Consider the following 24,718-nt stretch of genomic DNA (forward strand, 5'->3'; position numbering starts at 1 on the left):
GCCCTGACAAAATTCGGGGCGTTTTTTTATGCGTATTGGCCACGGCTATGATGTGCACCGTTTCGCTGAAGGCGATTTCATTACTCTGGGCGGCGTGCGAATCGCACACGGCTTCGGGCTGCTCGCTCACTCCGACGGTGACGTCCTGCTGCATGCCTTGAGCGATGCCTTGCTCGGCGCGGCGGCGCTGGGGGATATCGGCAAGCATTTCCCGGACACCGACCCGCAATTCAAGGGCGCCGACAGCCGTGTGCTGTTGCGTCATGTGGTCAGCCTGATCCACGCCAAAGGCTGGAAAGTCGGCAACGTCGACAACACCATCGTTGCCCAGGCCCCGAAAATGGCCCCTCATATCGAATCGATGCGCGCGCTGATTGCCGCGGATCTGCAAGTAGAACTGGATCAAGTGAACGTGAAAGCCACCACCACCGAGAAGCTCGGCTTCGTCGGTCGCGAAGAAGGCATCGCCGTGCATTCCGTTGCCTTGTTGCTGCGCGCATGAACGAACTGCAACTGCTTGGCCCGCGGGCCTATGGCGACGCCCTCGGCACCGCGGTACTGAAAGCCATCGCTGAAGATTTCCAGGTCGATGAAGTCCTCGACATTCCGTTCAGCGGTGATGGCGAGCACCTGTGGATCTGGGTGGAAAAGCGCGGTCTGAACACCGAAGAAGCGGCACGCCGCATCGCCAAGGCGGCCGGCGTGCCATTGCGCACGGTCAGCTATGCCGGCCTGAAAGACCGTCAGGCGCTGACCCGCCAGTGGTTCAGCGTGCAACTGCCGGGCAAGGCTGACCCGGACCTGTCGGCGGCGGAAAACGACACGCTGAAGATCCTCAAGACCACCCGCCACAAGCGCAAGCTGCAACGCGGCGCGCATTCGGCCAACGGTTTTACCTTGCGCCTGACTCAGTTCAATGGCGACAAGGCCGCCATCGACGAGCGTCTGCAACTGATTGCCAAACAAGGCATCCCGAACTACTTCGGCGCCCAGCGTTTCGGCCATGACGGTGGCAACGTCGTCGATGCCCGTTCATGGGCGGCGCGCAAGGCTCTGCCGGAGCAGCGCAATGTGCGTTCGCGCCTGCTGTCGACCGCACGCAGTTTTCTGTTCAATCAGGTGCTGGCGGCACGTGTTGCCGATGGCACCTGGCAACGCGCCCAGGTCGGCGATCTGCTGGCGTTCACCGACAGCCGCAGCTTTTTCCCGGCCGGTGTTGCCGAGTGCAGCGATCCGCGCCTGGCGATTCTCGATCTGCATCCGACCGGCCCGCAGTGGGGCGAAGGTGACTCACCGGCCGCCGGCGCTGTCCATGATCTGGAGCAGGCAATCGCCGCACGCGAGGCGGATCTGCGCGATTGGTTGATTAATGCCGGTATGAGCCACGAACGTCGTATCCTGCGGCTGCCCATTGGCGGGTTGACGTGGCATTATCCCGAGCCTGACATTCTGCAACTGGAATTCGTCCTCCCGGCCGGATGCTTCGCCACCGTATTGGTGCGCGAACTCGTTGATCTGGTGCCGGTGGGGCAGACGGACAGCCCATGCGTATTCTGATTTCTAACGACGATGGGGTGACTGCGCCCGGTCTTGCCGCGCTCTATGCTGCGCTGGCGGATTACACCGAATGCGTGGTTATCGCCCCGGAACAGGACAAAAGCGGTGCCAGCAGTTCGCTGACACTGGATCGTCCGCTGCACCCGCAATACCTGGCCAACGGTTTCATCAGTCTCAACGGCACTCCGACCGACTGCGTGCACCTGGGGCTCAACGGTTTGCTGGAGCGCGAACCGGACATGGTGGTTTCGGGCATCAACCTCGGCGCCAACCTGGGCGACGACGTGTTGTATTCCGGGACAGTGGCGGCAGCCCTTGAAGGCCGTTTTCTCGAACGCCCATCGTTTGCCTTCTCGCTGGCCTCCCGGCAGGTAGACAATCTGCCCACCGCTGCCTACTTTGCGCGCAAACTGGTCGAGGCTCACGCCGGGCTCGATCTGCCACCGCGCACGGTACTGAACGTGAACATCCCCAATCTGCCTCTCGATCACATTCGCGGCATTCAGCTGACGCGCCTGGGCCATCGCGCCCGTGCGGCAGCGCCGATGAAAGTGGTCGATCCCCGTGGCAAGGCCGGTTACTGGATCGCTGCCGCCGGCGATGCAGAGGACGGCGGGCCGGGCACCGATTTCCATGCGGTGATGCAGGGCTACGTTTCCATCACTCCGTTGCAGCTCGATCGCACCTTCAATGATGCTTTCAGAAGTCTCGACGGCTGGCTGGAGGGGCTCAACTGATGGCTCGTGAACAAGACGACCGGTTGCGCAGCGGCATCGGGATGACCTCCCAGCGCACCCGTGAACGCCTGATTCAGCGTCTGTATGAAGAAGGGCTGTCCAACGCGAACGTGCTGGAAGTGATCCGCCGCACCCCGCGCCATCTCTTCGTCGACGAAGCGCTGGCGCACCGTGCCTATGAAGACACCGCGCTGCCGATCGGCCACAACCAGACCATCTCCCAGCCTTATATGGTCGCGCGCATGAGCGAGTTGCTGCTCGAGGCGGGGCCGCTGGACAAGGTGCTGGAGATCGGCACCGGTTCCGGTTACCAGACCGCAGTGTTGTCGCAACTGGTTGAGCGGGTGTTCTCTGTCGAGCGGATCAAGGTGCTGCAGGACCGGGCCAAGGAACGCCTGGTCGAGCTCAACCTGCGCAACGTGGTGTTCCGCTGGGGCGATGGCTGGGAAGGCTGGCCGGCACTGGCGCCGTACAACGGCATCATCGTCACGGCCGTAGCGACCGATGTCCCCCAGGCGCTGCTCGATCAGCTGGCACCGGGCGGGCGGATGGTCATCCCGGTCGGCTCAGGCGAAGTTCAGCAATTGATGTTGATCGTGCGCGAAGAAAACGGCTTCTCCCGGCACGTTCTCGGGGCGGTGCGTTTCGTGCCATTGCTTAACGGGCCGCTGGCCTGAGCATTTGTTTTTCGGCGCTGAATTCCTTGCGAGTGCACCTGTCTTACAGCGGCACCGATTGTTTAAACAGAATTCATCGTCCATGAGCAAACGTGTGCGCCGAGCGATAACGCTTCATTAAAGGTAAAGCCGGATTCGCCCGTTATACTTGCGAAGCTACACGCCGAAATCGGCATTCCACATTTTTCAGCCACCACAAAGGGAGCGGCGGGTGAGTCTCACAGTCATTGCGCAGCGTATGGGTAACACGAGCTTTCAGCGCCTGGTGACTGGCCTTGTCTTGAGCACCTTGCTGGTCGGTTGCTCTAGCACCAAATCTAACAACGTTCGGGTGGTCGATCGCAACAATGCGGTCGCCCAGCGTCCTACAGTGACGACCGGACAGTATGTAGTCCGTCCGGGTGACACGATGTTTTCCATCGCGTTTCGCTACGGCTGGGACTACAAAGCCCTCGCTGCCCGGAACAATATTCCTACGCCGTACACGATCCACCCGGGTCAGACGATTCGCTTTGATGGGCGCCCGGGTTCAACGTCGACTGCCGTGGCCAGCAGCAGTGGTTCGGCACCGTCCTCGTCGAGCAAAACCACGATAATCCGGCGCCAGGCGAATGGCACGACGACCACCACAACCACGGGTTCCGGGGCGGCTGCCACGACCGTTGTACCGTCCGTCGCCAACAAGCCGGCACCGGCTCCATTGCCTCCACCCGGCCCGGCCCCGACCGGCTGGGGATGGCCATCTAATGGCATTCTGATTGGAAAATTCTCTTCAAACGGTAGTTTGAATAAAGGAATTGATATCGCCGGGGATTTGGGACAGCCTGTTTTAGCTGCGTCTGATGGGACGGTGGTTTACGCCGGGAGTGGCTTAAGGGGCTACGGCGAATTGGTCATCATCAAACACAGCGAAACCTACGTCAGTGCTTACGGACACAACCGTCGGCTGTTGGTACGGGAGGGGCAGCAGGTCAAAGTCGGACAGACAATTGCCGAAATGGGGTCAACGGGTACAGACCGGGTGAAACTGCATTTTGAGATTCGCCGACAAGGTAAACCTGTAGATCCGCTGCAGTTCCTGCCAAGACGTTGATTTGCAGACCAGCCTGTTCCGTCGCGTAGAGGGGACAGGCTCCAGCGTTGCCAAGGATAAAGGCGTCGCTTGAGCTTGGGGTCGAACTCACCAAAGGACTATAACAATGGCTCTCAGTAAAGAAGTGCCGGAGTTTGACATCGACGATGAGGTTCTCCTGATGGAGACCGGCATCGATTCGGATTCGATGTCGAATGATGAAGGGGCTGCTCCACCTTCCGTTCGTGCCAAATCCAAACACTCCGCTTCACTTAAGCAACACAAGTACATCGACTACACCCGGGCACTCGATGCCACGCAGCTGTACCTCAACGAAATCGGCTTTTCCCCATTGCTCTCCCCGGAAGAAGAAGTTCATTTTGCGCGTCTGTCGCAAAGTGGCGATCCCGCCGGGCGCAAGCGCATGATTGAAAGTAACCTGCGGCTGGTGGTCAAAATCGCCCGGCGTTACGTCAATCGGGGGCTGTCGCTGCTGGATCTGATCGAAGAGGGCAACCTCGGGCTGATCCGCGCGGTGGAAAAGTTCGATCCCGAGCGCGGCTTCCGCTTCTCGACCTACGCAACCTGGTGGATCCGTCAGACCATCGAGCGCGCGATCATGAATCAGACCCGGACCATCCGGCTGCCGATCCATGTGGTCAAGGAGCTCAACGTGTACCTGCGGGCCGCACGGGAGCTGACGCAAAAGCTCGATCACGAACCTTCACCCGAAGAAATCGCCAACCTGCTGGAAAAACCGGTGGGCGAGGTCAAGCGCATGCTGGGCCTGAACGAGCGGGTTTCTTCGGTCGACGTCTCGCTGGGTCCGGACTCGGATAAAACCCTGCTGGACACCCTCACGGATGACCGTCCGACCGATCCATGCGAACTGCTGCAGGACGACGATCTGTCGCAGAGCATCGATCAATGGCTTTCGGAGCTGACCGACAAGCAACGTGAAGTGGTGGTCCGCCGCTTCGGCCTGCGCGGTCACGAGAGCAGCACGCTGGAAGATGTAGGCCTGGAGATCGGCCTGACCCGGGAACGGGTGAGACAGATCCAGGTGGAAGGCCTCAAGCGCCTGCGTGAGATTCTCGAGAAAAACGGCCTGTCGAGCGAGTCGCTGTTTCAGTAAGCGTCCTGCATGACCGCCAACAAAAAGCCCCGACTGGTTCGGGGCTTTTTGTTGCCTGGCTCTGGCGAGCGGCCTGGAACCTGACGACCGGTCGTCGTTTCCCGGGTTTGTAGTCTCGCGGTGTAAGCCCTGGCTTACTCTTTCGTAAGTGTTCGTTATTTTTACACTGCGGAAGACATCCATCGGGCTGTAGGGTTTCTGATAACTAATTGATTTATATGAATATTTATAAATATTAAATGCTTATGACAGGAGGTTTTACCGGAACGGGCCGGTTGCCCGAACCGGGGAACTCTTTAGTATCTGGGTTGTGTCGACGGATAGACACGCCCTTCAAGGAGGAAGGGAATGGACATCGCAGGACGCGATTCATCAGGACGATGAAAAGGAACACAGGGAATAGGGAAAAAATGTGGGCGGGTCAAACCGCCCCTTTTTTTTGCCTGAAGAAAAGCAAAACCCGAAAAAACAAAAAGGCCCGCAAGGGGCCTTTTCTTCAAACGCGGGACAGATCAGCGTTCGAGGTCTTTGATCTTGCCTTTGACGCCATCCCACTCTTCGGCATCCGGCAGCGATTCTTTCTTCTCGGTGATGTTCGGCCAGATCTCGGCCAGCTCAACGTTCAGCTGAATGAATTCCTGCATTTCTTCCGGGACTTCATCCTCGGAGAAAATGGCGACGGCCGGGCATTCCGGTTCGCACAGGGCGCAGTCGATGCACTCATCCGGGTGAATCACCAGGAAGTTCGGGCCTTCGTAAAAGCAGTCCACCGGACAGACTTCTACGCAGTCGGTGTACTTGCACTTGATGCAGTTGTCGGTGACGACGAAGGTCATTTCTAATTTTCTCCTCAGGCGGCGGCAGCGTTGCCCCTTCACGGTTGGGGTCGCCAGGTTCGGGAGCGATGTCTGCCAGCCAGGCTAATAGCCAGCAGCATCCCGAACCGCGCGAGATTCTAACAGCTTGAAGCCGTTTGCGTTATATCCGGTTCTTCGGTGCTTAGATCCGGTTCTTAAGTGCATATAACATTTCGAGTGCCCGACGCGGCGTCACGTCATCGAGATCCAGCTTGGCCAGTTCGTCCAGTACCGGGTGCGGCAGGCTGGCGAACATGTCGCTTTGCTGCGGCGTCGCCGGTTTGCCTTTGACGGCAGGCTTTGGCGCCTCATGGGGCAGTGCGGTGTCTTCCAGTCGGCTCAGATGCTCGCGTGCGCGCACGATGACTTCGCTCGGAACACCGGCCAGTTGTGCCACCGCCAGGCCATAACTTTGGCTGGCCGGCCCCGGCAACACATGGTGCAGGAACACGATGCGTTCGTTGTGCTCGGTGGCGTTGAGGTGCACGTTGGCCACCAGAGGCTCGGCTTCCGGCAATACGGTCAGTTCGAAATAGTGCGTTGCAAATAGAGTATAGGCACGCAAATGTGCCAGTCGCTCGGCCGCTGCCCATGCCAGCGACAAACCGTCGAAAGTGCTGGTGCCACGGCCGACTTCGTCCATCAGCACCAGGCTGCGCTCGGTGGCGTTGTGCAGGATGTTGGCGGTTTCGCTCATTTCCACCATGAAGGTCGAGCGCCCGCCGGCCAGGTCGTCGCTGGAGCCGATCCGGGTGAAAATCCGGTCTACCAGCGACAGCTCGCAGCTGGCTGCCGGCACGAAGCTGCCGATGTGAGCCAGCAGCACGATCAATGCAGTCTGGCGCATATAGGTGGATTTACCGCCCATGTTCGGGCCGGTGATCACCAGCATCCGGGTGTTGTCGTCCAGGCTCAGGTCGTTGGCCACGAACGGCGTGGTCAGCACTTGCTCGACCACCGGGTGACGGCCCTGGGTGATGCGCATGCAGGGTTCGCTGACGAAGGTCGGGCAATTCAGATCGAGATTCAGAGCACGCTCGGCGAGGTTGCTCAACACGTCCAGCTCAGCCAGTGCGCCAGCGGTGTCCTGCAAGGGCGGCAACTGGCTGATCAGATCTTCCAGCAGCGCTTCGTAAAGCATCTTCTCGCGAGCGAGGGCACGGCTCTTGGCTGACAGCGCCTTGTCTTCGAATTCTTTCAGCTCAGGGGTGATAAAGCGCTCGGCCCCTTTGAGAGTCTGACGACGAATGTAGTCTGCCGGTGCCGATTCGGCCTGCTTGCTCGGCAGTTCGATGAAGTAGCCGTGGATACGGTTGTAGCCGACTTTCAGGTTGGCCAGGCCGGTACGGGCCTTTTCCCGTGTTTCCAGATCGATCAGGAACTGACCGGCGTTTTCGCTCAGCGATTGCAGTTCGTCGAGTTCGCTGTCATAACCGGTTTTCAGCACGCCGCCGTCACGGATCACTGCCGGCGGGTTGTCGATAATGGCTTTTTCCAGCAGCGCCGCCAGTTCCGGGTAAGTGCTGGTGATGGTGGCCAGGCGTTGCAGGTGTGGCGCTTCCAGGTCGGTCATCGCCACTTGCAGTTCAGGCAGGGCGCCGAGTGCATCACGCAGGCGAGCGAGGTCGCGAGGGCGGGCATTGCGCAGACCGATCCGCGCCAGAATCCGCTCGATGTCACCGATTTCCTTGAGCTGCGGTTGCAGGCTTTCAAAGCGATAGCGATCGAGCAGGCAAGTGATCGAACTCTGGCGAGCCAGCAGCACGGTCAGATCGCGCAGCGGGCGATTGAGCCAGCGGGTCAGCAAGCGGCTGCCCATGGCGGTCTGGCAACGGTCGACTACCGATTGCAGGGTGTTGTCGCGGCCACCGGCCAGGTTGGTGTCGAGTTCCAGGTTGCGGCGGCTGGCGCCGTCCAGCACCACGGTATCGTCCAGACGTTCGTGGCGCAGGCTGCGCAGGTGGGGCAGGGCGGTACGCTGGGTTTCCTTGGCGTAGGCCAGCAGGCAACCGGCAGCGCCGATGGCCAGGGTCAACGTTTCGCAGCCGAAGCCTTTGAGGTCCTGGGTCGAAAACTGCTGGCAAAGACTTTTCAGCGCCGAGTCGCGCTCGAAATCCCACGGCGCACGGCGACGAACGCCACGGCGTTTTTCCGCCGGCAGGTCCTTTGGCCAGTCATCCGGGATCAGCAGCTCGACCGGGTTGACCCGCTCAAGCTCCGCCAACAGGTTCTCCCAGCCCTTGATCTCGAGCACGGTGAAGTTGCCGCTGGTGATGTCCAGCACCGCCAGGCCGAACAAACGCTCATCCCCCAGCACCGCCGCGATCAGGTTGTCGCGACGCTCATCCAGCAGTGCCTCGTCGCTGACCGTGCCCGGGGTAATGATCCGCACCACCTGACGCTCTACCGGGCCTTTGCTGGTGGCCGGGTCGCCGACCTGCTCGCAGATCACGACCGACTCGCCGAGCTTGACCAGTTTCGCCAGATAACCTTCCGCCGCGTGATAAGGAATCCCGCACATCGGAATCGCCTGACCCGCCGACTGCCCGCGAGCGGTCAGGGTGATGTCCAGCAACTTGGCCGCCTTCTTCGCGTCTTCGTAGAAGATCTCGTAGAAGTCGCCCATGCGGTAGAACATCAGCTGGTCCGGGTGCTGATTCTTCAGGCGCCAGTACTGCTGCATCATCGGAGTGTGGGAGGACAGGTCGGAGACGGCTTTATTCATCGGATTGTCAGGTAACTCGTTGGAAGATGTGGGGCAAAAGCGGGGCGGTCGCCGGGCTTTTCCGCGATGGGCGCAAGGTTACCATGGGCAGTCTGTCGGACGCAGGCATCGCGGCCGGGTGACAGCTATATGGCGCAAAAAGGTCGATTATGCATTATTTATGCAAATCAGCATTTGTCTTCCCGAAAAACTTCAAGCACTATGCGCGTTATGCAAAAACGCAACGTATCCTCCGTCTTAAGAGCACTGCTCGATCAGCACGGGATCTCCCCTACGGAGCTCCATCGTCGCACCGGCGTGCCTCAATCCACTCTCTCGCGGATTCTCAGCGGGAAGATCGTCGATCCTTCGGATAAACACATCTCGAAGATTGCCGAGTACTTCGCCGTGAGTACCGATCAGTTGCGCGGGCGCGCGGATGTTGCGCCGGTCGCCGGCGGCGGGCGCGAGGAGTTGCATTCCGAACTCAAGGACATAAGCCTGTGGGACGATGACACGCCCGTCGATGACGACGAGGTGTCGGTGCCCTTCCTTCGCGAGGTTGAATTGGCTGCTGGATCAGGAAGATTCGTCATCGAAGAGAGCGAACGCTCTAGTCTGCGCTTCGGCAAGCGCAGCCTGCGCCATAACGGTGTGCAGTTCGACCAGGCCAAATGCGTGACCGTACGGGGCAACAGCATGTTGCCGGTGCTGCGCGACGGCGCCACCGTTGGTGTGAACGCGGGCAAGTGCGGGATCGGCGACATCATCGATGGCGACCTTTATGCGATCAACCACAACGGTCAATTGCGGGTGAAACAGCTCTACCGCCTGCCAACCGGTATTCGCCTGCGCAGCTTCAATCGCGATGAGCATCCGGACGAGGATTACAGCTTCCAGGACATGCAGGAAGAGCAGATTGTCATCCTCGGTCACGTCTTCTGGTGGGGCATGTACGCCCGGTAACGATCCCTCTCTCAGATAAAACCCGCCCACGGCGGGTTTTTTTTCGCCTGTAGAAAACCGGACAACCCTTGATTGGCGGGGCTTCCATGCATCCGCGCAATTCTTGTGCACAAATAAATGCATTTACGCATTGACTGGATATGCATACATGCATATTCTTGCCGCCAAGCCGCTCGACAAAGCGGCTGGCAACAACAGCTCTTTAGTTCCACAAGAACAGGCAGCGATGAACCGGCCTCAACGGTTCAGAGGGTTGGCAACTGACCCGGGTGTGCAGCGTAAAGCACCAGAAGCAGTTATCCGGCGGGCAGGGACCGCGGTCGGAAAAACAATTTGAATGGACTCGTACCGCGCCAGTAGCGCCGAAAAGTCAGCTTCCTTCACGTACACAGGATTGAAGGAAGGCAAAGGAGTGCATTACTGAAAAGCCCGGTGCATTGCCGGGCTTTTTGGAATGCCTGCCGAACTCATCGCTGCACCTCTCTGCAATAAAGCAATCCGTAAGCGAAGTGAACAAACAATCCGTGTTCCCGGTGCTGAACTGGCCGGTTGCTCCCTTCTGATTCACACCCTGTGAAAGCGCATTACTGAAAAGCCCGGCGAATTGCCGGGCTTTTTGGAATGCCTGTCTGGTGCAGGCAGATCAACGTATGCCGAGAAATCGGCGATCAAATAAGGATGTGAGCAATGAGCTTGAAAAAATATGCACGCGTAGTGAATGGCAAAGTCGACAACATTTTCGAAACGGCCAATCCGATCACCGAAGAATTTCCCGGCGATCAAGTGTGGGTCGACGTTACCGCCACCTCAGCTGGCCAGGTCGATTACAGCCATAACGCAGTCAACACCGACGGCGTCTGGACTTTTGCCCCCGAGTTCCCTTGGGGCCAATCGGTGTTGGGCGAACAACTGCGCAATGAAAAAACGCGTCGGCTCGACAACCTAGTCACTCGTGTCGCCTCCGCCGGTCTGCAATACAAAGTCGATCTGGGCATTGCCACTACGGCGGAGCAGGTGTACCTGGCCGCGTTCAAGGAGTACTGCGTGGCCTTCACTCAGGTCAATAAGCAGCCGGGTTTTCCGGTGACCATCGTCTGGCCTGAGTTGCCGTAAGGCACGAGAGCGTACTGCTGAAAAGCCCGGTCACTGTGTCGGGCTTTCTGAAATACCGGCCTGAGGCAGGCGTTTCAACAAAGTTTCGCGGCATGAACAAGGCCTGGCAGGGAATCAAAAGGATTTGCCGATGTTGAAAGAGTGCCGCTGTGGCAACTGCAAACGACTGCTCGCCCGGGTGGGTGAGTACACAGAACTCCAGATCAAATGCTCCCGCTGCGGAACATTGAATCATGTGAGGGCCAAGAGCCCCGAGCCCCTAGTGATCGCCTGTGAGCGACCAAGACAATCCGACTCTACAGGTAAAAAATGAAATCGATCAAAACTCATCTGGGTTCGATGCTGTTGTCCTTGACGCTGCTGGCTACCAGCGGTTCCGCGTCGGCAGCCGAACTGGTCGTCAATGGAAGCTTTGAAACTCCCGGTTGCGGCAACGACTGCATTTTGAACACCCCCGCTCAGGCTGACTTCATCAACGGCTGGACAACGTTCCTGTCCGGCGTGGAGTACATGAACGTCCGCGCGGCCATCGGCAGTTCGGTTGCTGCCGACGGTGCCATGGCCGTTGATCTTGCCAACTATGTTTACGAAAACGGCGGCGGGATTCAGCAAAACATCAATACCGTCGTGGGCGCGAAGTATCGCCTGACTTTCAGCGCCGGTAACTCGAAGTATGTGAATCGCACTGGCAACGGTGTCATCAACGTCAAGGTGGCCGGAAAAACCACCAGCTTCGACACCCCTGTGGCGACAGGTGATGCAACAGTATGGGAAACCAGAACGCTGGATTTCACTGCCACCACTTCGCAAACGACCCTGAGCTTCTGGAACGAGCAGAATCCGAATGCTCATTTCGCGTTCATCGACAAGGTCAGCGTAGTACCTCTTTAAGGCATTACCGACGGGCGCTCCTGCAGTGCCCGCTTTCAGAGACAGCGTTTGAAACTAAAACACATCACACACCAATCTTCCCTGGAGGCGTGACATGACAACCGAGCAACAAGCGTTGGCAGACATGCCAATCTGGCTGGTCATCCTCCTTGCCGTGGCGGGCGGGGTGTCCGGCGAAATGTGGCGCGCCGACAAGGACGGCGCCCGCGGCTGGCCGCTGCTTCGACGGCTGGCCCTGCGCTCCGGCGCCTGCATGATCTGCGGCGTCTCGGCAATCATGCTGCTGTACGCCGCCGGCATGTCGATCTGGGCCGCCGGTGCCTTCGGTTGCCTCACTGCAATGGCCGGCGCCGACGTGGCCATCGGTCTGTACGAACGCTGGGCCGCCAAGCGCATCGGCGTCAGCGAAGTTCCTCCGCGCGACCCGCAATAACCCTTTCACTTCCCTGTCTCGCTGCACACCTGCGGCGGGGCTGCGCGTGGACAATCGAAAAGGAGGTCATGCATGCCCGCACCGATCCAACAGCCGTCTCAGCTGTTCACGGCGATGGCGACAGCCTTGCGCAACAACGCCGACCTGAACGTGCAGGTCGGCACTCACGATGACTTCACGGCCCCCGGCGACAAGGCCTGGGTGTTGATCGACATCGAACGAAATGCACCGGGAGAACGCGCCGCCAACGGGCGCATTGCCCATGTGCTGACGCTGTCGCTGCAAGTCATCCCGGCGATATCCACTACGGCGTTTGCCGCCTGTGACTTGATCGCCGCATTGAAAAACCTGATCACCGACAACCGCTGGGGCCTGCCCGGCGATCAGTGCGATCTGCCGATGAATCTCGATGGTTTGCCTTCGCTGGCGATTCGCGCCGATCAGCCCAACAAGGCGTGGACCCTGACATTCAACCAGACCCTCTACCTGGGCCCGACCTTGCTCGACGACCCGCTCGGCACTGCGAAATTCGCCCGTACCTGGGAAGTCAGCGACATCGACGACCCCGACCAATACACCTCGCTGGAGGCCTGACCGATGTTCGACGCATTACTGCGTATGCAACTGGGCCCGATCATCGAGCGCCTGGCCGAGATGGAAGCAGAGATCGAAGACCTGCACCGACGCGCCGAAAGCTATTGCCGCATCGGTATTTGTCAGGAAGTCGATGCGGCGAGCAACACCTGCAAGGTCAGCCACGGTGGGTTGCTCACCCCGGCGATCAAGTTCTTCAACCCGAGCGCCGGCGCCCAGAGCGAATCGCGGATTCCCAGCGTGGGTGAACAGTGTCTGCTGCTCAACTACGGCAGCGGAGAGAGTGGCGCACAAAGCGTGGCGTTGTTCGGCTTGAACAGTGACCGCTTTCCACCCGTTGCAACCATTCCCACGCTGACGCGACGGGTGCATGCCGATGGCAGCGAAAGCGGCTATGACGACGGCTCGCACACCTTGCACTGGCAAAACGGTCCTGCGGCTTTCAGCGGTTCTCGCGAATCCCTTGAGCTGAGCATCGGCCCCGCGCGGCTGGCGATGACGCCGCAAGCGATCAACCTGCAACTGGGCGCCACCGGCCTGACCATCGACGCCTCGGGCGTGCACTTCAGCGGCCCGTTGGTGGATCACCAGGGTCGCGTCATCAGCCCCTGAATCAAGAGCCTCCCATGATCGGAATCGATAGAGACACCGGGGCCACGGTCGACGACTGGCTGCAATTCGTGCAGCGCGCGACACGAGCCCTGACCACGCCGCTGGGCACCCGGCAAAAAAGGCCCCTTTATGGTTCGTTGATCCCCACGCTGCTGGGGCAAAACCTCGGCGATGACGTTCTGCTTCTGGCCCAGAGCCATGCTGCGCAGGCGTTCTACAACCCGCAGAACGGCATCGGCGATTTCCAGCCTGGCGTGATCGTCGCCACGCGTCAGGGCGCCGGCTTGCTGCTGCGTTTCGCCGGTACCTGGAAAAACCGCCAACAGACTTTCGAGGTCGTGACATGAGCATGCTGATCCCTGGCCAGAACCAACTGGCCGAACCTTCGCTGATCAAGGTCGAGGCCTTCGAGGATTTGCTGGCCGAGTTCAAGACCTTCGTCCTGGAATACGTCGGATCCCGCTCGCCGCAGAGTGCTGCGAAACTCAAGACCAGCCTGGAAAACGAAAGCGAACTGCTGACGATGGCGCTCGAAGCGTTTTGCGTTCGCCTGCAGACCCACGAACGCAAATACAACGCCCGGATCAAGCAGATGCTGGCGTGGTGGGCCACCGGCAGCAACCTCGATGCACGGCTGGCGGACATGGGCCTGGAGCGACAGTTGCTCGACCCGGGCGACCCGGCGGCATTCCCGCCGGTGCCGGCGATTTACGAAAGCGACGATGACGCCCGGTTGCGCTACTACCTGGCGCCCCATGCCCCGGCGGCGGGTTCGCGAATGCAATACCGCCGCGAGGTGTTCACCCTCGGCGAGCGGCCGTCAGTGAAAGTCGAATCCACCGATGCCGGTGTCGTCGACGTCACCTACACCTTTGCCCCGGATGGTCTCGCCGCACAGGTCAAGGATGGCAATGGCCGCCGCACCGCACCCGGTGAAGTGCAGGTGACTGTGCTGTCCCGCGACGCCGACGGCACACCGTCCGCAGCACTGCTGGATGGCGTGCGCCAACACTTCGCCCGGCCCGATGTCTGCCCGGAAACTGACAAGGTCACGGTCAAGGGCGCCGAGATTCAGCGCTACAAGATCCGTGTCGTGGCGAAGATCAATTCCGGCCCGGATTCGGGCCTGACCAAAGTCGCCGCCGAGCAACATCTGCAAGCCTACGCCGACAGTTGCCATCGTCTGGAAGGCCGGGTCGACCCGAGCTGGATCGACTACACGCTGCACAGCGCCGGCGCCGTGCAGTTGCAGATTCTTGAACCGCTGACACCCATCGTGTGCTCCGCGTTTCAAGCGCCGTATTGCACGGCGGTCGAGGTCGAGGTGCAGACGCTATGACGGACCAGACACCGCGTCCGACCCTGCTGCCGGCCAACAGCTCGGCGCTGGAACGGGCGCTCGATATCGGCTTCGGCACCTTGCTTGACCGCATCGTGCCGCCGTTTCCCGAACTGATGAACCCGAGCGAAACACCGGTCGCGTTCCTGCCGTATCTCGCGGCAGATCGCGGCGTGGCCGAATGGAGCACCGACGCACCGGAAGCGGAAAAGCGCCTGACCGTCGAACTGGCCTGGCCCACCGCGCGTCAGGCCGGTACCCGCAAAGCACTGGAAAACGCCGCCAAGGGATTGCAACTGAGGCCTGAAGTCCGCGCCTGGTACGAACAGACACCGCCCGGCGAACCCTACAGTTTTTCTGTGCGGGCCTTCAGCGAACAACCCTACAGCGAAGAAATCGATGCCCGTCTCGACCGACGCCTGGCCGATGCCAAGAGCGAACGGGACGTGCTGTCGGTGTCGGTCGGCCTCAGCGCCTTCGGCTCTCATGTGATCGGTGCCGCGACCTTCTGCGGTGAACTGACCACGGTCTATCCGGTGTTCCTCGAAGGCCTCGAAACCTCCGGTGAAGCCTTCATGGCGGCCGGTCTCTACACCGTCGAAACATCCACTATTTATCCTCAGGGGGCCTGAATGGCTGACTATTACACCCTGCTCACCAACGCAGGGATTGCCTACGAAACCGCCTGCAAGGCAGCGGGCGTGCCGATCAAGCTGACGCAGATTTCCGTCGGCGACGGCGGCGGCGCGGTCTACAACCCGGCCGCGACAGCTACCGCGCTCAAGCGTGAAGTCTGGCGCGGACCGCTTAACGCGCTGTTCCAGGACGAGAAAAATCCGAGCTGGCTGCTCGCCGAAGTCACCATCCCGCCGGACGTCGGTGGCTGGTACGTGCGTGAAGCCGGTTTGTGGACCGACACCGGCATTCTCTACGCCATCGTCAAATACCCGGAGTCGTTCAAACCGGTGCTGGCCACCTCCGGCTCGGGCAAAGAGTTCTATATCCGCTCGATTTTCGAGACCAGCAATGCCTCGCTGGTGACGCTGCTGATCGACGACACCGTGGTCAAGGCCACCCGTGCCTGGGTCATGAGCTACCTCGCCGAAGAACTCGGCAAACTCGATGGCAAACAATCGGTGCGCGTCGCCGCCACCGCCAACGTGGCGTTGAACGGTGCGCAGCAGATCGACGGTGTGGCGGTGATTGCCGGCGACCGCGTATTGCTGCCGAACCAGACTCAGGCAAAAGACAACGGTCTGTGGATCGTCGCCAACGGTGACTGGGTTCGGGCCAACGATGCCAACGTCAGCGCCAAGGTCACACCGGGTCTGACGGTGATGGTGGAAGAGGGCACGCTCAACGGCGATTCGCTGTGGCACCTGACCACCAACGCCCCGATCACCCTTGGCACCACAGCGCTGACTTTCAAGATGCTCGCGGGGCGCACCGGGATTGCTGCCGGGACTTACAAGAGTCTGAGCGTCGACGAATATGGCCGCGCGACGGCCGGCTCGAATCCTGACACGCTGGCCGGCTTCGGCATCAAGGACTCCTACACCAAGGCTGAAGTCGAAGCACTGATTGCCAAGGCCTCGGCGTTGCCGGTGGGATCGATTGTGGCGTTCCCGGTTGATACACCGCCGCCGGGTTTTCTGGAGCTGGACAACAGCGTCAGGAGCAGCGCGACTTACCCGGACTTGAGCGCTTATCTGGGCGGCAAGTTCAACAAGGGTGATGAGGGTGTCGGGAATTTCCGGTTGCCGGAAGCGCGCGGGGAGTTCTTGCGGGGTTGGGATCATGGGCGGGGAGTTGATACCGGACGCGGTCTTGGTACTTCGCAGGCAGATGAACTAAAAGCGCATGCTCACGCGACTGATTATGAGCTCGTCACCGATTTGTTTGCTGCCGGGTCCGTTGTACGAAACTTTGTTCAATCCTATGGCTCGACAGATGACGTGCGTACGAAATCGACCGGAGGCGCAGAGACCCGCCCCCGCAACATCACTGTCATGTGGTGCATCAAAGCCTGGAACGCCCCGATCAATCAGGGAAACATTGATGTAGCAGCACTGGTCAAGGAAGTCTCTCGGTTGGGATCTGCCGTTCCGGTGGGCGCTGTCATGGCGTTCCCGACGGGGATTGTGCCGCCCGGTTTTCTTGAGCTGGATGGCAGTGTGCAGAGCATTGCGACTTATCCGGATCTGGCGGCGAATCTCGGAACGAAATTCAACAAGGGTGATGAGGGGACCGGGAATTTCCGGTTGCCGGAGTCTCGTGGTGAGTTCCTGCGGGGCTGGGATCATGGGCGCGGGGTGGATGCTGGTCGGGATGTTGGATCGCCTCAGGCGGACATGATCAAATCCCACACGCACACCCCGATAAACGCAATGCGCAACTCCTTTCCTGCATCCACCGCAAACGGCTCCGGGACTGCACCCGGGTATACCGATGGCGGCACGCCACCGACCATCCAGGCAACAGGAGGCGTTGAAACACGTCCTCGTAACCTGGCAGTCATGTGGTGCATCAAGGCCTGGAACGCGCCGATCAATCAGGGAAGCATCGATGTAGCTGCACTGGCGAAGGAAGTCTCGCAACTGAAATCGTCTGTTCCGGTGGGTGCTGTTCTGTCGTTTCCAACGGGTGTCGTTCCTGCCGGTTATCTGGAGCTGGACGGCAGTGTGCAGAGCATTGCGACCTATCCGGATCTGGCGGCGTATCTCGGTACGACGTTCAACAAGGGCGATGAAGGTGCCGGGAATTTCCGCTTGCCGGAATCTCGCGGTGAATTCCTGCGCGGCTGGGATCATGGGCGAGGTATTGATATCGGTCGTAGTGTCGGCAGTTATCAGTCGGGTACGAAAACTCAGGGCGATGACGGCACGGCGCCGGCTGTTCAAGGTATCGGCAACTCCAATCTGATTGATGCAGATCCTGCTCCTGGCTTCAGTGGCGATATTTACTACACCTCCACCAATGTCGTCGTGCAGAACTTTTCCAACTCGTTCTGGAAAACGGTTCGCCCACGCAACCTAGCGGTCATGTGGTGCATCAAAGCCTGGAACGCACCGGTCAATCAGGGAAGCATTGATGTCGCAGCATTGGCTGCAGATGCCAGGTCGGCTCGACTCAACGGTGCAGAAGTCGGTGCCGCGCGTAATCTGAGAGTGTCGCTACCCGCTGCTGCATCGGTTGCAACGCTTACGGCCGACCAACTGATTGTCGAGCAGCCGGGTGTTGGCCAGTACAAGTTGTCGAACGTCAATCTCTCCATAAACCTGGCCACTGCTGGTGCTGGCGGGATGGATATCGGCGTTGCGCCTGCAAGCGGTAGCGTCGGCATTTACGTTATTTACAACCCTGAGTTGAAGGTTGCAAAGCTGCTGGGCGTCAACGCGACATCGACTTCTGTTCCGGAAATTTACACTGGCACCAACATGCCCGTCGGTTATAGCGCCAGTGCGCTGGTCAGTGTGTGGCAAACCGATGCCAATCGATTGATGAATGCCGGCATTCAACATCAGCGTTCAATTTCCATCATTCAGACGATGGTGCTGGAAAACGGATTATCGATGTCATCGACACCGATCTCGCTGGCCTCTGTCGTTCCGAAGAATGCGAAAAGTGTCGGTGGTTACATTCATTACATTGGAAGCACTGATTTCCCGGGTGGTGGCTCTCTGGGGCTTTCGCCGGATGTCACCGAAGTGGGGCTGAAAGCATGCGGCATCGGTGGAATCGTCGGGTTGGGTGTTCTCAGCCCGTTTTCGGATCTGGTCATGACGACTCCACAGACCATCTATTACCGCCTTTATGCGTCGGTTTCCCGAGCAAACGATGTCCACATCTCCCAATACACTTTCTAAGGAGTCCTCTATGTTGAGAGCCTACTCAAATTCAGGGACGGCCTTTCGTTGTGTCGCCCCGGACTGGCCGCTATCTGACGGTGAAGTACTGTTTGACCATGAACCCACCGTCCAGGAACTGGAGGACGCATTTGGGTTCGCGAACGGCGAGCTGGTTGTAAAGCGCCAATGGGAACAGATTGCAGAAGAACGATTCCGTAGAGAGGGTTCGGGCATCGTGGTCGCGGGTGTCGCTATCGATACGTCCCGTGACAGTCAGTCACTGATCGCCGGTATGGCAGTTTCTGCGATGCTCGATCCTGAGTACCACTGTAGCTACAAGGCTATCGAAGGATTTATCGATATTACCTCTCAGCAGATCCTGCAAATTGCGCAGGCTGTGCGCTCTCATGTTCAGGCTTGCTTCGATCGGGAAAAAACGTTGTACGAATCTGCTCAAGCAGGCACGTATAGCAGAGAAATGCTGACCGAAGGATGGCCAGATTCCTCGCCTGAAACACCACCGAAAAACCTTCAATAACCCCCTGCAATCCAGGGCGTTTACTTGCTAACCAACACCCGCCAAGCCCCTCCCTACGAGGGGCTTTCCCGTTTATGGAGAAACGAAAAATGGCAACCCGCCAAACCTACACCGTGCTCGTTCCATTCCCCACCGGCGGTGGGCACTGGTCGAGCGTCGGCCAGGAACTCGATCTGCTCGATGTCGAGGCCAGTGCCCTGCACAGCGCCGGTCGACTGGAGCTGAAAACACCTACCACCAAGGCCGTGAAGGCCGCTGCCAAGAAGGCTGACTGAATATGGCTGAGGTTCTGAACTTCGAGCACAACGGCATTACCGTCAATGCCACCGAATCCCCCGAGGCCATGGGTGGCCTGGGTGACAACGTCATCGGTCTGGTCGGCACTGCGCCGAAAGCCGATCCGCTGATTCCGCGCAACGCACCGTTTCGCATCAACAGCTTCACCACCCACGCGCTGCTCGATCCGACCGGTGCGGAAGAAGGCACCCTGTACCACGCGGTCTACCAGATCCTCAAAGTGGTCAAGGTGCCGGTGTACGTGGTGATCGTCGAAGCGGGCGCGACCCCGGCCGACACCGTCAACGCAGTGATCGGCGGCATCGAGCCAGTGACCGGTCGCAAACTCGGTCTGGCGGCACTGGGCAGCGTCCCTGAAGACCTGACCATCATCGGCGCGCCGGGCTTCACCGGCACCAAAGCGGTGGCCAGCGAGTTCGCCTCGTTCGGCAAGCGCATCAAGGCCCGTGTGGTGCTGGACGGCAAGGACGCTTCGGTCGCCGACCAGGTGACTTACAGCCAGGAATTGGGCGGCGCCGACCTCGGTTTCGACCGTTGCCTGGTGGTGCACAACATGCCCGCCGTGTACTCGAAAGCAGCGAAGAAAAACGTCTTCCTCGCACCGTCGAGCCTGGCGATTGCCGCACTGGCCAAGGTCAAACAGTGGGAAAGCCCGGGCAACCAGGTGACCTACGCCGAAGACGTGTCCCGGGTCGTTGAGTACAACATCCTCGACACCTCCACCGAAGGCGATCTGCTCAACCGCTACGGCGTCAGCTACTACGCCCGCACCATCCTTGGCGGCTTCTCGCTGCTGGGCAACCGCTCGATCACCGGCAAGTTCATCAGCTACGTCGGCCTGGAAGATGCCATCAGCCGCAAGCTGGTGAAGGCCGGTCAGAAAGCCATGGCCAAGAACCTGACCAAGTCGTTCATGGATCAGGAAGTCAAACGCATCAACGACTGGCTGCAGACCCTGGTCGCCGACGAAACCATTCCCGGCGGCAGTGTGTATCTGCACCCGGAACTCAACAGCGTCGAGAAGTACAAGAACGGCACCTGGTACGTGGTCATCGACTACGGCCGCTACGCGCCGAACGAACACATGGTTTATCAACTCAACGCCCGCGATGAAATCATCGAGCAGTTCCTGGAGGACGTTCTCTAATGTTTACCAACCGCAATCGACAGGCCATCGCGGCCACCCTGCAAGGCCTGCCGCTGTCGGCGACCGTGGAGGAATTCACCCCGCCGAAGATCGAATTCGACGTGGAAAACATGACCGGCGGCCGCTTCATCGTCGAGGAAATGGCCAAGAGCGCCAAGGCTCTTGGCGCCAAGCTGATCCTGCAGGGCACCGGCCCGGAAATCATGCTTGCACTGGGTGTGAAGCTGGGCGAAGACATCCTGCTGAACGTGCGCGAGGCCGGTCAGGATCAGGACGGCAACACCTGGTTCACCTACCACACCGTGGGCGGCAAGCTGAAGATCCTCGATGAGGGCACGATCAAAATGGGCGAGAAACCCAAGACCACCCTGGAGCTCTCCTGCCGCACCTACACCCGCCTGGAGAACGGCATCCCGGTGATCGACATCGACGTGCGCACCCAGAAGTTCGTACTCAACGGCGTCGACATCCTTGGTGATGCCCGTCGTGCGGTGCTGATGCCGTAAGCCTCGGCCAGAAAAGCAACACCCGACCCTGTGGGAGCGAGCTTGCTCGCGATGAGGCCATCACATTCAAAATCAATGCTGACTGACCCGCCGCCATCGCCAGCAGGCTGGCTCCTACAGGTTGTACCCAAGAATCACCAAGGAATTCATTCATGTCGTGGATGCCACCCAAGCATGACCTGCTGTCGCCGATCACCGGCGACGACGGCTCGCAGATCGAATCGATCCAGCTCAAGCCACTGTTCTACGCCGCCCAGAAAGAAGCGCTGGAACGCGCCGGCGACGATGAAGACGATCAGTTCTTCGAACTGGCTCTGCTGGCCACCGGGTTGTCGGTCAAGGAACTCGACCAGCTCAAGCGCCCGGACTACGTGAGCATCGCGCAGTACGTGCACGAGATGTCGACCCGTCCGGCGTCGTACTTTCTCGATCAGGTCGAAGACGCGGAAAAGTCCGACGATCCCGACCAGGTGCAACTGCTGCAACCGCTCGCCGTGACCGGCCGCACCGTGACCTCGCTGAGCCTGGAAATGCCGGCGCTGCGGGCCACCAAAGTGATGAAGAAACTGAAAACGGCCAAGGAACGCGCCGAGTTCATCACCGCCCATTGCACCGGCCTGATGATCCCCGATCTGGCCCTGATGAGCGTCCCGGACTGGACGCAATTGCAGGTGCGCATCGACGATTTTTTAAACCAGCCGGCGGCCTTCTTTCAGAACGCGACATCGAAGTAATCCTCGATATCGTGCCGCTCATTTACCCGGTAAGTGAGGCGGAAATTCTGGAGTGGGACGCCGAAAAGGCGTTGCGCCGCTACGACATAGCGATCACTCGCCTTGGCGTGAAACAGGAGTAGAGCGGCATGGCAGATACGAAGTATGCGCCGATGCTCGCCAGCGAGATTGGAAGCATGGCGTTCGGCAACGTCAGACTGGCGGGTGGATCAATAGCGCCCGACAGTCTCGGCACACCGCTGGTGGATTTGAGTCTGGCACTGGCCATGGCTAGTGCGGATATTCGTTTACTGACCCAGGAACAGGTCAAGCTGCGGGAGGTATTTGCCGCCCAACAGTCGTTGTTCAAGACTGGCGTTGCTGCACCTGCGGCGAGCGAACCGAAGTCGAAACTCAAGGCCGAGGTAGAACAACGTTCACCGCTGAAGTTCATGCAAGCCTCAATGGCCAACCAAATGGCCCTGCTTGAACTCAATCAGATCGTGAAGCTGGACAAGGATCAACTTCGGGCACTTTCGCAAGACACCCAGAAGATGACCAGCGACAAACAGGTCGCTCCGAGCGGGGCGACCGCTGTGGATCTGCTGAAGGTTCAACTGGCAGCGGCCAGGTCCGGCGTTGGCGACGGTCTTGAGGGCAAGCAGAAAGCGGATGCACTGACGGGTTTTGCTCGTGACGCCGCCATCAATGCCTCGGCATTCGGTGTTGATGTAAAAACGGCTGGCGAAATGATGCTGGCGTGGCAGTCGGCGATGAAGCTTGATCGCACGCAAAGCCAGCGACTGGCTGATGCCAGCAACTACCTGGGTCACAGCGGGCTGGATGCCAAAGCCGCCGACATCGGTTCAGTCGTTCAGAACTCCGGCGAAAAAGCGATGGCCACGGGGCTCAAGCCTGAGCAGATTGCTGCGTTGGCCGCCGCTTTTCTAAACAGTGGTGCAGACAAGGCCAGTGCCGGCGCCGGGTTGAATGCGTTCACCGCGGTACTGGCCAAGGGCGAGGCTGCGACGCAAGAGCAGCGCGCTGCCTGGACGAAACTGGGCGTTAAAGATCTGACCCCTGAAACCGTGGCCAGCGGAATGCGCACGGACGCCCCCGCCACTATCAATAAGTTACTGGAAGCGCTCAAGGGTAAGTCAGATGAGAAAGAGCGAGAGTCACTGACGAAGGCTCTCTTCGGTAACGATGATGCGATCGTTAAATTGCTGAAGAAGCCTGAGGACGTGCAGAAGGCGTTTTCTCTGGTTCCTGGCCAAGACCCGAAGTCGGAATCGAAACCCGCGTACGTCGGTTCTGTGGCCAGAACGGCCACGGAGCTGGGTGAAACCTCGCAAGGACGATGGAATGCGCTCGACGCCAGTGCGACCCGATTGTCCACGGCTCTGGGTAGTTCACTGACCAATCTGGTTGATGGTCTGGTCGTTACGCTGGACAGTGTGGTCAGCGGGATAAGCAGCTTTGCCGAGGAGCAACCAAAGGCCACAGCAGCCCTGCTCGCACTGGTAGGGGTGATCGCTGTTTCCCGGGGGGCGCAAATCAAGGTTGCGATGGCTTCGGCCTTGCGTAATGCAGCAACGAAGCTGTTGGTGACGGCGGGAGCGGGGCCCCTCATCGAAATCGTGGATCGCGCAGCCGGCGTTGGCCCCGACGGTAAACCTGTTGCTGCCGGATCTACCGATAGCGCCTCCGCCAATTCGTCTGAGCAAAAGCCGAAAAAGCCGAAGAAGGGAGAGAAGGCAAAGGCCGGGGCGAAGGCGGAAATGAAGTTGGCTGCGAATGTGGATGCATCGCCCCAGACATGGGGCAGTCGCTTTAAGGACGCGAACAGTGCAGCCAAAGGATTCACCAAGTCCAACGCACTTTTGACAGTGGTCACCGCGGTTCCCGACGTGCTCAAAGGCATCCAGGATGGCGACAACAAAGCGGTCGGCGGAGCAATAGGCTCGGCGGGCGGCAGCCTGGCGGGCGGTTATGCCGGCGCCGTGGCGGGCGCGATGATCGGCAGCTTCGTTCCCATTATCGGCACCGCGATCGGCGGCTTGGTGGGCGGCATCATCGGCAGCACCGCGGGCAGCGTGGGCGGTTCGTGGCTCGGTGAAAAACTTGCCCCCGAATCAGAAAAGGACAAGCTTGCCCCACCCGCAGACGTTGCCAAAAGTCTGTCCAGTGCGCAGACACAAAACCAGAGCGTTTCGTTCTCTCCTCTGATCCAGGTCACCTGTCCTGCCCCCGACACTGCCCAACAGATTCAGTCGATTATCGAGCAACAGATTTCCGGTCAATTCCATGGCCAATTCATGCCGCTGCTGATGGGCGCTAACCCACTCGGGACGCGTCGTGATGCAGCCCTGACTGACGGAGCCGGTACATGAAACAACAAATGGCACTGGGCAGTTTCATCTTCGGCCTGTCCCGGGATTTTGCGTACAGCACGCTGTCGCGAAAATCCGAGGGCGGCTGGACCGAGCTGCAGATCCTCAACAGCAAACCCAGATCCCACCAGACAGGACAGAAACCCGAAACCCTGACCATCGGTGGCACCTCGATGTACGCCGTGGCGATGGACCGGCTCGATGAGCTGCGCGCGCTGCAAGCACTGAGAGTGCCGCTGCCGCTGATTGACGGCATTGGTCGCAACTGGGGTTTGTGGCGGATCACCAGCATCGACGAAAACCAGAGCGAGGTCATCGATGACGGCACCGCGATGGTGATCAAGTGGGTCATCGTATTGACGGAGTTCAACAATGCGTAAGGTACGAAGCGTAGCCGGTGATTCGGTCAATCTGCTGCTGTACCGCGAAACCGGTCGCAGCGATGACAGCGCCGAAGAAGCCCTGTGGACACTCAACCCGACCCTGGCCGAACACGGCCCGATTCTGTCGGCGGGTGTCTGGGTGACACTCCCGGAACTCGATAGCAGACCGGCCGCGATCAAACCGGTTCTGGCTTGGGATTAAGGAG

General features: G+C 59.6%; 27 protein-coding genes and 1 pseudogene. 26 read left to right on the forward strand and 2 right to left on the reverse strand.

Annotation, left to right across the window (positions count from 1 at the left end; genetic code table 11):
- Window positions 1-28: 28 nt before the first annotated feature.
- The 6 genes from ispF to rpoS all read left to right on the forward strand — a co-directional run bounded on the left by ispF (window position 29) and on the right by rpoS (window position 5,178).
- On the forward strand, window positions 29-502 hold the full coding sequence (ispF, locus tag CAG02_RS08775) for a 2-C-methyl-D-erythritol 2,4-cyclodiphosphate synthase (protein ID WP_007954821.1): 474 nt from the start codon (window positions 29-31) through the stop codon (window positions 500-502).
- Entirely contained in the window at window positions 499-1,557 is a 1,059-nt protein-coding gene (gene truD / locus CAG02_RS08780) for a tRNA pseudouridine(13) synthase TruD (RefSeq protein WP_085712855.1), read from the forward strand. Before ispF ends, truD begins: the two co-directional genes overlap by 4 nt.
- Window positions 1,545-2,294, forward strand: coding sequence for a 5'/3'-nucleotidase SurE (gene surE, locus CAG02_RS08785; protein WP_085712856.1), 750 nt, complete (start codon window positions 1,545-1,547; stop codon window positions 2,292-2,294). The genes truD and surE overlap by 13 nt, the downstream gene beginning before the upstream one ends.
- A 41-nt stretch (window positions 2,295-2,335) precedes the next feature.
- Window positions 2,336-2,971: a protein-L-isoaspartate(D-aspartate) O-methyltransferase gene (locus tag CAG02_RS08790; RefSeq protein ID WP_169432601.1), complete on the forward strand. Its 636-nt coding sequence runs from the start codon at window positions 2,336-2,338 to the stop codon at window positions 2,969-2,971.
- Between the two features lie 211 nt (window positions 2,972-3,182).
- The gene (locus tag CAG02_RS08795) at window positions 3,183-4,064 is read left to right on the forward strand and encodes a peptidoglycan DD-metalloendopeptidase family protein (RefSeq protein ID WP_085712858.1); all 882 of its coding nucleotides are present in this window, start codon (window positions 3,183-3,185) and stop codon (window positions 4,062-4,064) included.
- Window positions 4,065-4,170: 106 nt separating this feature from the next.
- Window positions 4,171-5,178, forward strand: a complete 1,008-nt coding sequence (gene rpoS, locus CAG02_RS08800; protein WP_007954831.1) for an RNA polymerase sigma factor RpoS — start codon at window positions 4,171-4,173, stop codon at window positions 5,176-5,178.
- Between the two features lie 512 nt (window positions 5,179-5,690).
- On the opposite strand, the gene fdxA is transcribed toward rpoS, so the two are convergent.
- A complete protein-coding gene (gene fdxA / locus CAG02_RS08805) occupies window positions 5,691-6,014 on the reverse strand; it encodes a ferredoxin FdxA (protein WP_007908827.1) in 324 nt (107 codons plus the stop codon).
- 163 nt (window positions 6,015-6,177) lie between these two features.
- Window positions 6,178-8,760, reverse strand: coding sequence for a DNA mismatch repair protein MutS (gene mutS / locus CAG02_RS08810; RefSeq protein WP_085712859.1), 2,583 nt, complete (start codon window positions 8,758-8,760; stop codon window positions 6,178-6,180).
- Between the two features lie 210 nt (window positions 8,761-8,970).
- Here mutS and CAG02_RS08815 point away from each other — a divergent pair, with 210 nt between their 5' ends.
- The 20 genes and pseudogenes from CAG02_RS08815 (at window position 8,971) to CAG02_RS08905 (ending at window position 24,714) form a co-directional block, all read left to right on the forward strand.
- The gene (locus CAG02_RS08815; protein ID WP_085712860.1) at window positions 8,971-9,705 is read left to right on the forward strand and encodes an XRE family transcriptional regulator; all 735 of its coding nucleotides are present in this window, start codon (window positions 8,971-8,973) and stop codon (window positions 9,703-9,705) included.
- Window positions 9,706-9,853: 148 nt separating this feature from the next.
- Window positions 9,854-10,042, forward strand: coding sequence for a hypothetical protein (locus tag CAG02_RS29505; RefSeq protein WP_139831911.1), 189 nt, complete (start codon window positions 9,854-9,856; stop codon window positions 10,040-10,042).
- A gap of 350 nt (window positions 10,043-10,392) precedes the next feature.
- Entirely contained in the window at window positions 10,393-10,818 is a 426-nt protein-coding gene (locus CAG02_RS08820) for a tail fiber assembly protein (protein WP_256576942.1), read from the forward strand.
- Between the two features lie 130 nt (window positions 10,819-10,948).
- A pseudogene (locus CAG02_RS08825) lies at window positions 10,949-11,074 on the forward strand (Com family DNA-binding transcriptional regulator); the annotation flags it as partial.
- A gap of 53 nt (window positions 11,075-11,127) precedes the next feature.
- Window positions 11,128-11,709 carry a DUF642 domain-containing protein gene (locus CAG02_RS08830; protein WP_085712862.1) on the forward strand — a complete coding sequence of 194 codons (582 nt, stop codon included), beginning with the start codon at window positions 11,128-11,130 and terminating at the stop codon, window positions 11,707-11,709.
- 94 nt (window positions 11,710-11,803) lie between these two features.
- On the forward strand, window positions 11,804-12,142 hold the full coding sequence (locus tag CAG02_RS08835) for a phage holin family protein (RefSeq protein WP_085712863.1): 339 nt from the start codon (window positions 11,804-11,806) through the stop codon (window positions 12,140-12,142).
- 72 nt (window positions 12,143-12,214) lie between these two features.
- Window positions 12,215-12,736 (forward strand): hypothetical protein, encoded by a 522-nt coding sequence (locus tag CAG02_RS08840; RefSeq protein ID WP_085712864.1) that lies wholly within the window; start codon window positions 12,215-12,217, stop codon window positions 12,734-12,736.
- Between the two features lie 3 nt (window positions 12,737-12,739).
- Entirely contained in the window at window positions 12,740-13,348 is a 609-nt protein-coding gene (locus CAG02_RS08845) for a phage baseplate assembly protein V (protein ID WP_085712865.1), read from the forward strand.
- Between the two features lie 14 nt (window positions 13,349-13,362).
- A complete protein-coding gene (locus CAG02_RS08850; RefSeq protein WP_085712866.1) occupies window positions 13,363-13,695 on the forward strand; it encodes a phage baseplate protein in 333 nt (110 codons plus the stop codon).
- Window positions 13,692-14,687, forward strand: coding sequence for a baseplate J/gp47 family protein (locus tag CAG02_RS08855; protein WP_085712867.1), 996 nt, complete (start codon window positions 13,692-13,694; stop codon window positions 14,685-14,687). Before CAG02_RS08850 ends, CAG02_RS08855 begins: the two co-directional genes overlap by 4 nt.
- Window positions 14,684-15,319: a phage tail protein I gene (locus CAG02_RS08860; RefSeq protein WP_085712868.1), complete on the forward strand. Its 636-nt coding sequence runs from the start codon at window positions 14,684-14,686 to the stop codon at window positions 15,317-15,319. The genes CAG02_RS08855 and CAG02_RS08860 overlap by 4 nt, the downstream gene beginning before the upstream one ends.
- Window positions 15,320-18,553, forward strand: coding sequence for a phage tail protein (locus CAG02_RS30010; protein ID WP_256576943.1), 3,234 nt, complete (start codon window positions 15,320-15,322; stop codon window positions 18,551-18,553).
- Between the two features lie 10 nt (window positions 18,554-18,563).
- The gene (locus CAG02_RS08870; protein ID WP_085712869.1) at window positions 18,564-19,073 is read left to right on the forward strand and encodes a DUF4376 domain-containing protein; all 510 of its coding nucleotides are present in this window, start codon (window positions 18,564-18,566) and stop codon (window positions 19,071-19,073) included.
- An 89-nt stretch (window positions 19,074-19,162) separates the two neighbouring features.
- A complete protein-coding gene (locus tag CAG02_RS08875) occupies window positions 19,163-19,348 on the forward strand; it encodes a hypothetical protein (protein ID WP_039771239.1) in 186 nt (61 codons plus the stop codon).
- A 2-nt stretch (window positions 19,349-19,350) separates the two neighbouring features.
- Window positions 19,351-20,517: a phage tail protein gene (locus tag CAG02_RS08880; protein WP_085712870.1), complete on the forward strand. Its 1,167-nt coding sequence runs from the start codon at window positions 19,351-19,353 to the stop codon at window positions 20,515-20,517.
- The gene (locus tag CAG02_RS08885) at window positions 20,517-21,023 is read left to right on the forward strand and encodes a phage major tail tube protein (RefSeq protein ID WP_085712871.1); all 507 of its coding nucleotides are present in this window, start codon (window positions 20,517-20,519) and stop codon (window positions 21,021-21,023) included. Before CAG02_RS08880 ends, CAG02_RS08885 begins: the two co-directional genes overlap by 1 nt.
- A 152-nt stretch (window positions 21,024-21,175) precedes the next feature.
- Window positions 21,176-21,757: a phage tail assembly protein gene (locus tag CAG02_RS08890; RefSeq protein ID WP_085712872.1), complete on the forward strand. Its 582-nt coding sequence runs from the start codon at window positions 21,176-21,178 to the stop codon at window positions 21,755-21,757.
- A gap of 128 nt (window positions 21,758-21,885) precedes the next feature.
- Window positions 21,886-24,129 carry a phage tail tape measure protein gene (locus CAG02_RS08895; protein WP_139831912.1) on the forward strand — a complete coding sequence of 748 codons (2,244 nt, stop codon included), beginning with the start codon at window positions 21,886-21,888 and terminating at the stop codon, window positions 24,127-24,129.
- On the forward strand, window positions 24,126-24,509 hold the full coding sequence (locus CAG02_RS08900; RefSeq protein WP_085712873.1) for a phage tail protein: 384 nt from the start codon (window positions 24,126-24,128) through the stop codon (window positions 24,507-24,509). Before CAG02_RS08895 ends, CAG02_RS08900 begins: the two co-directional genes overlap by 4 nt.
- A complete protein-coding gene (locus CAG02_RS08905) occupies window positions 24,502-24,714 on the forward strand; it encodes a tail protein X (protein ID WP_085712874.1) in 213 nt (70 codons plus the stop codon). Before CAG02_RS08900 ends, CAG02_RS08905 begins: the two co-directional genes overlap by 8 nt.
- Window positions 24,715-24,718 lie beyond the last annotated feature (4 nt).

The organism is Pseudomonas sp. R43(2017), from assembly GCF_002112345.1.
GTDB lineage: Bacteria > Pseudomonadota > Gammaproteobacteria > Pseudomonadales > Pseudomonadaceae > Aquipseudomonas > Aquipseudomonas kribbensis.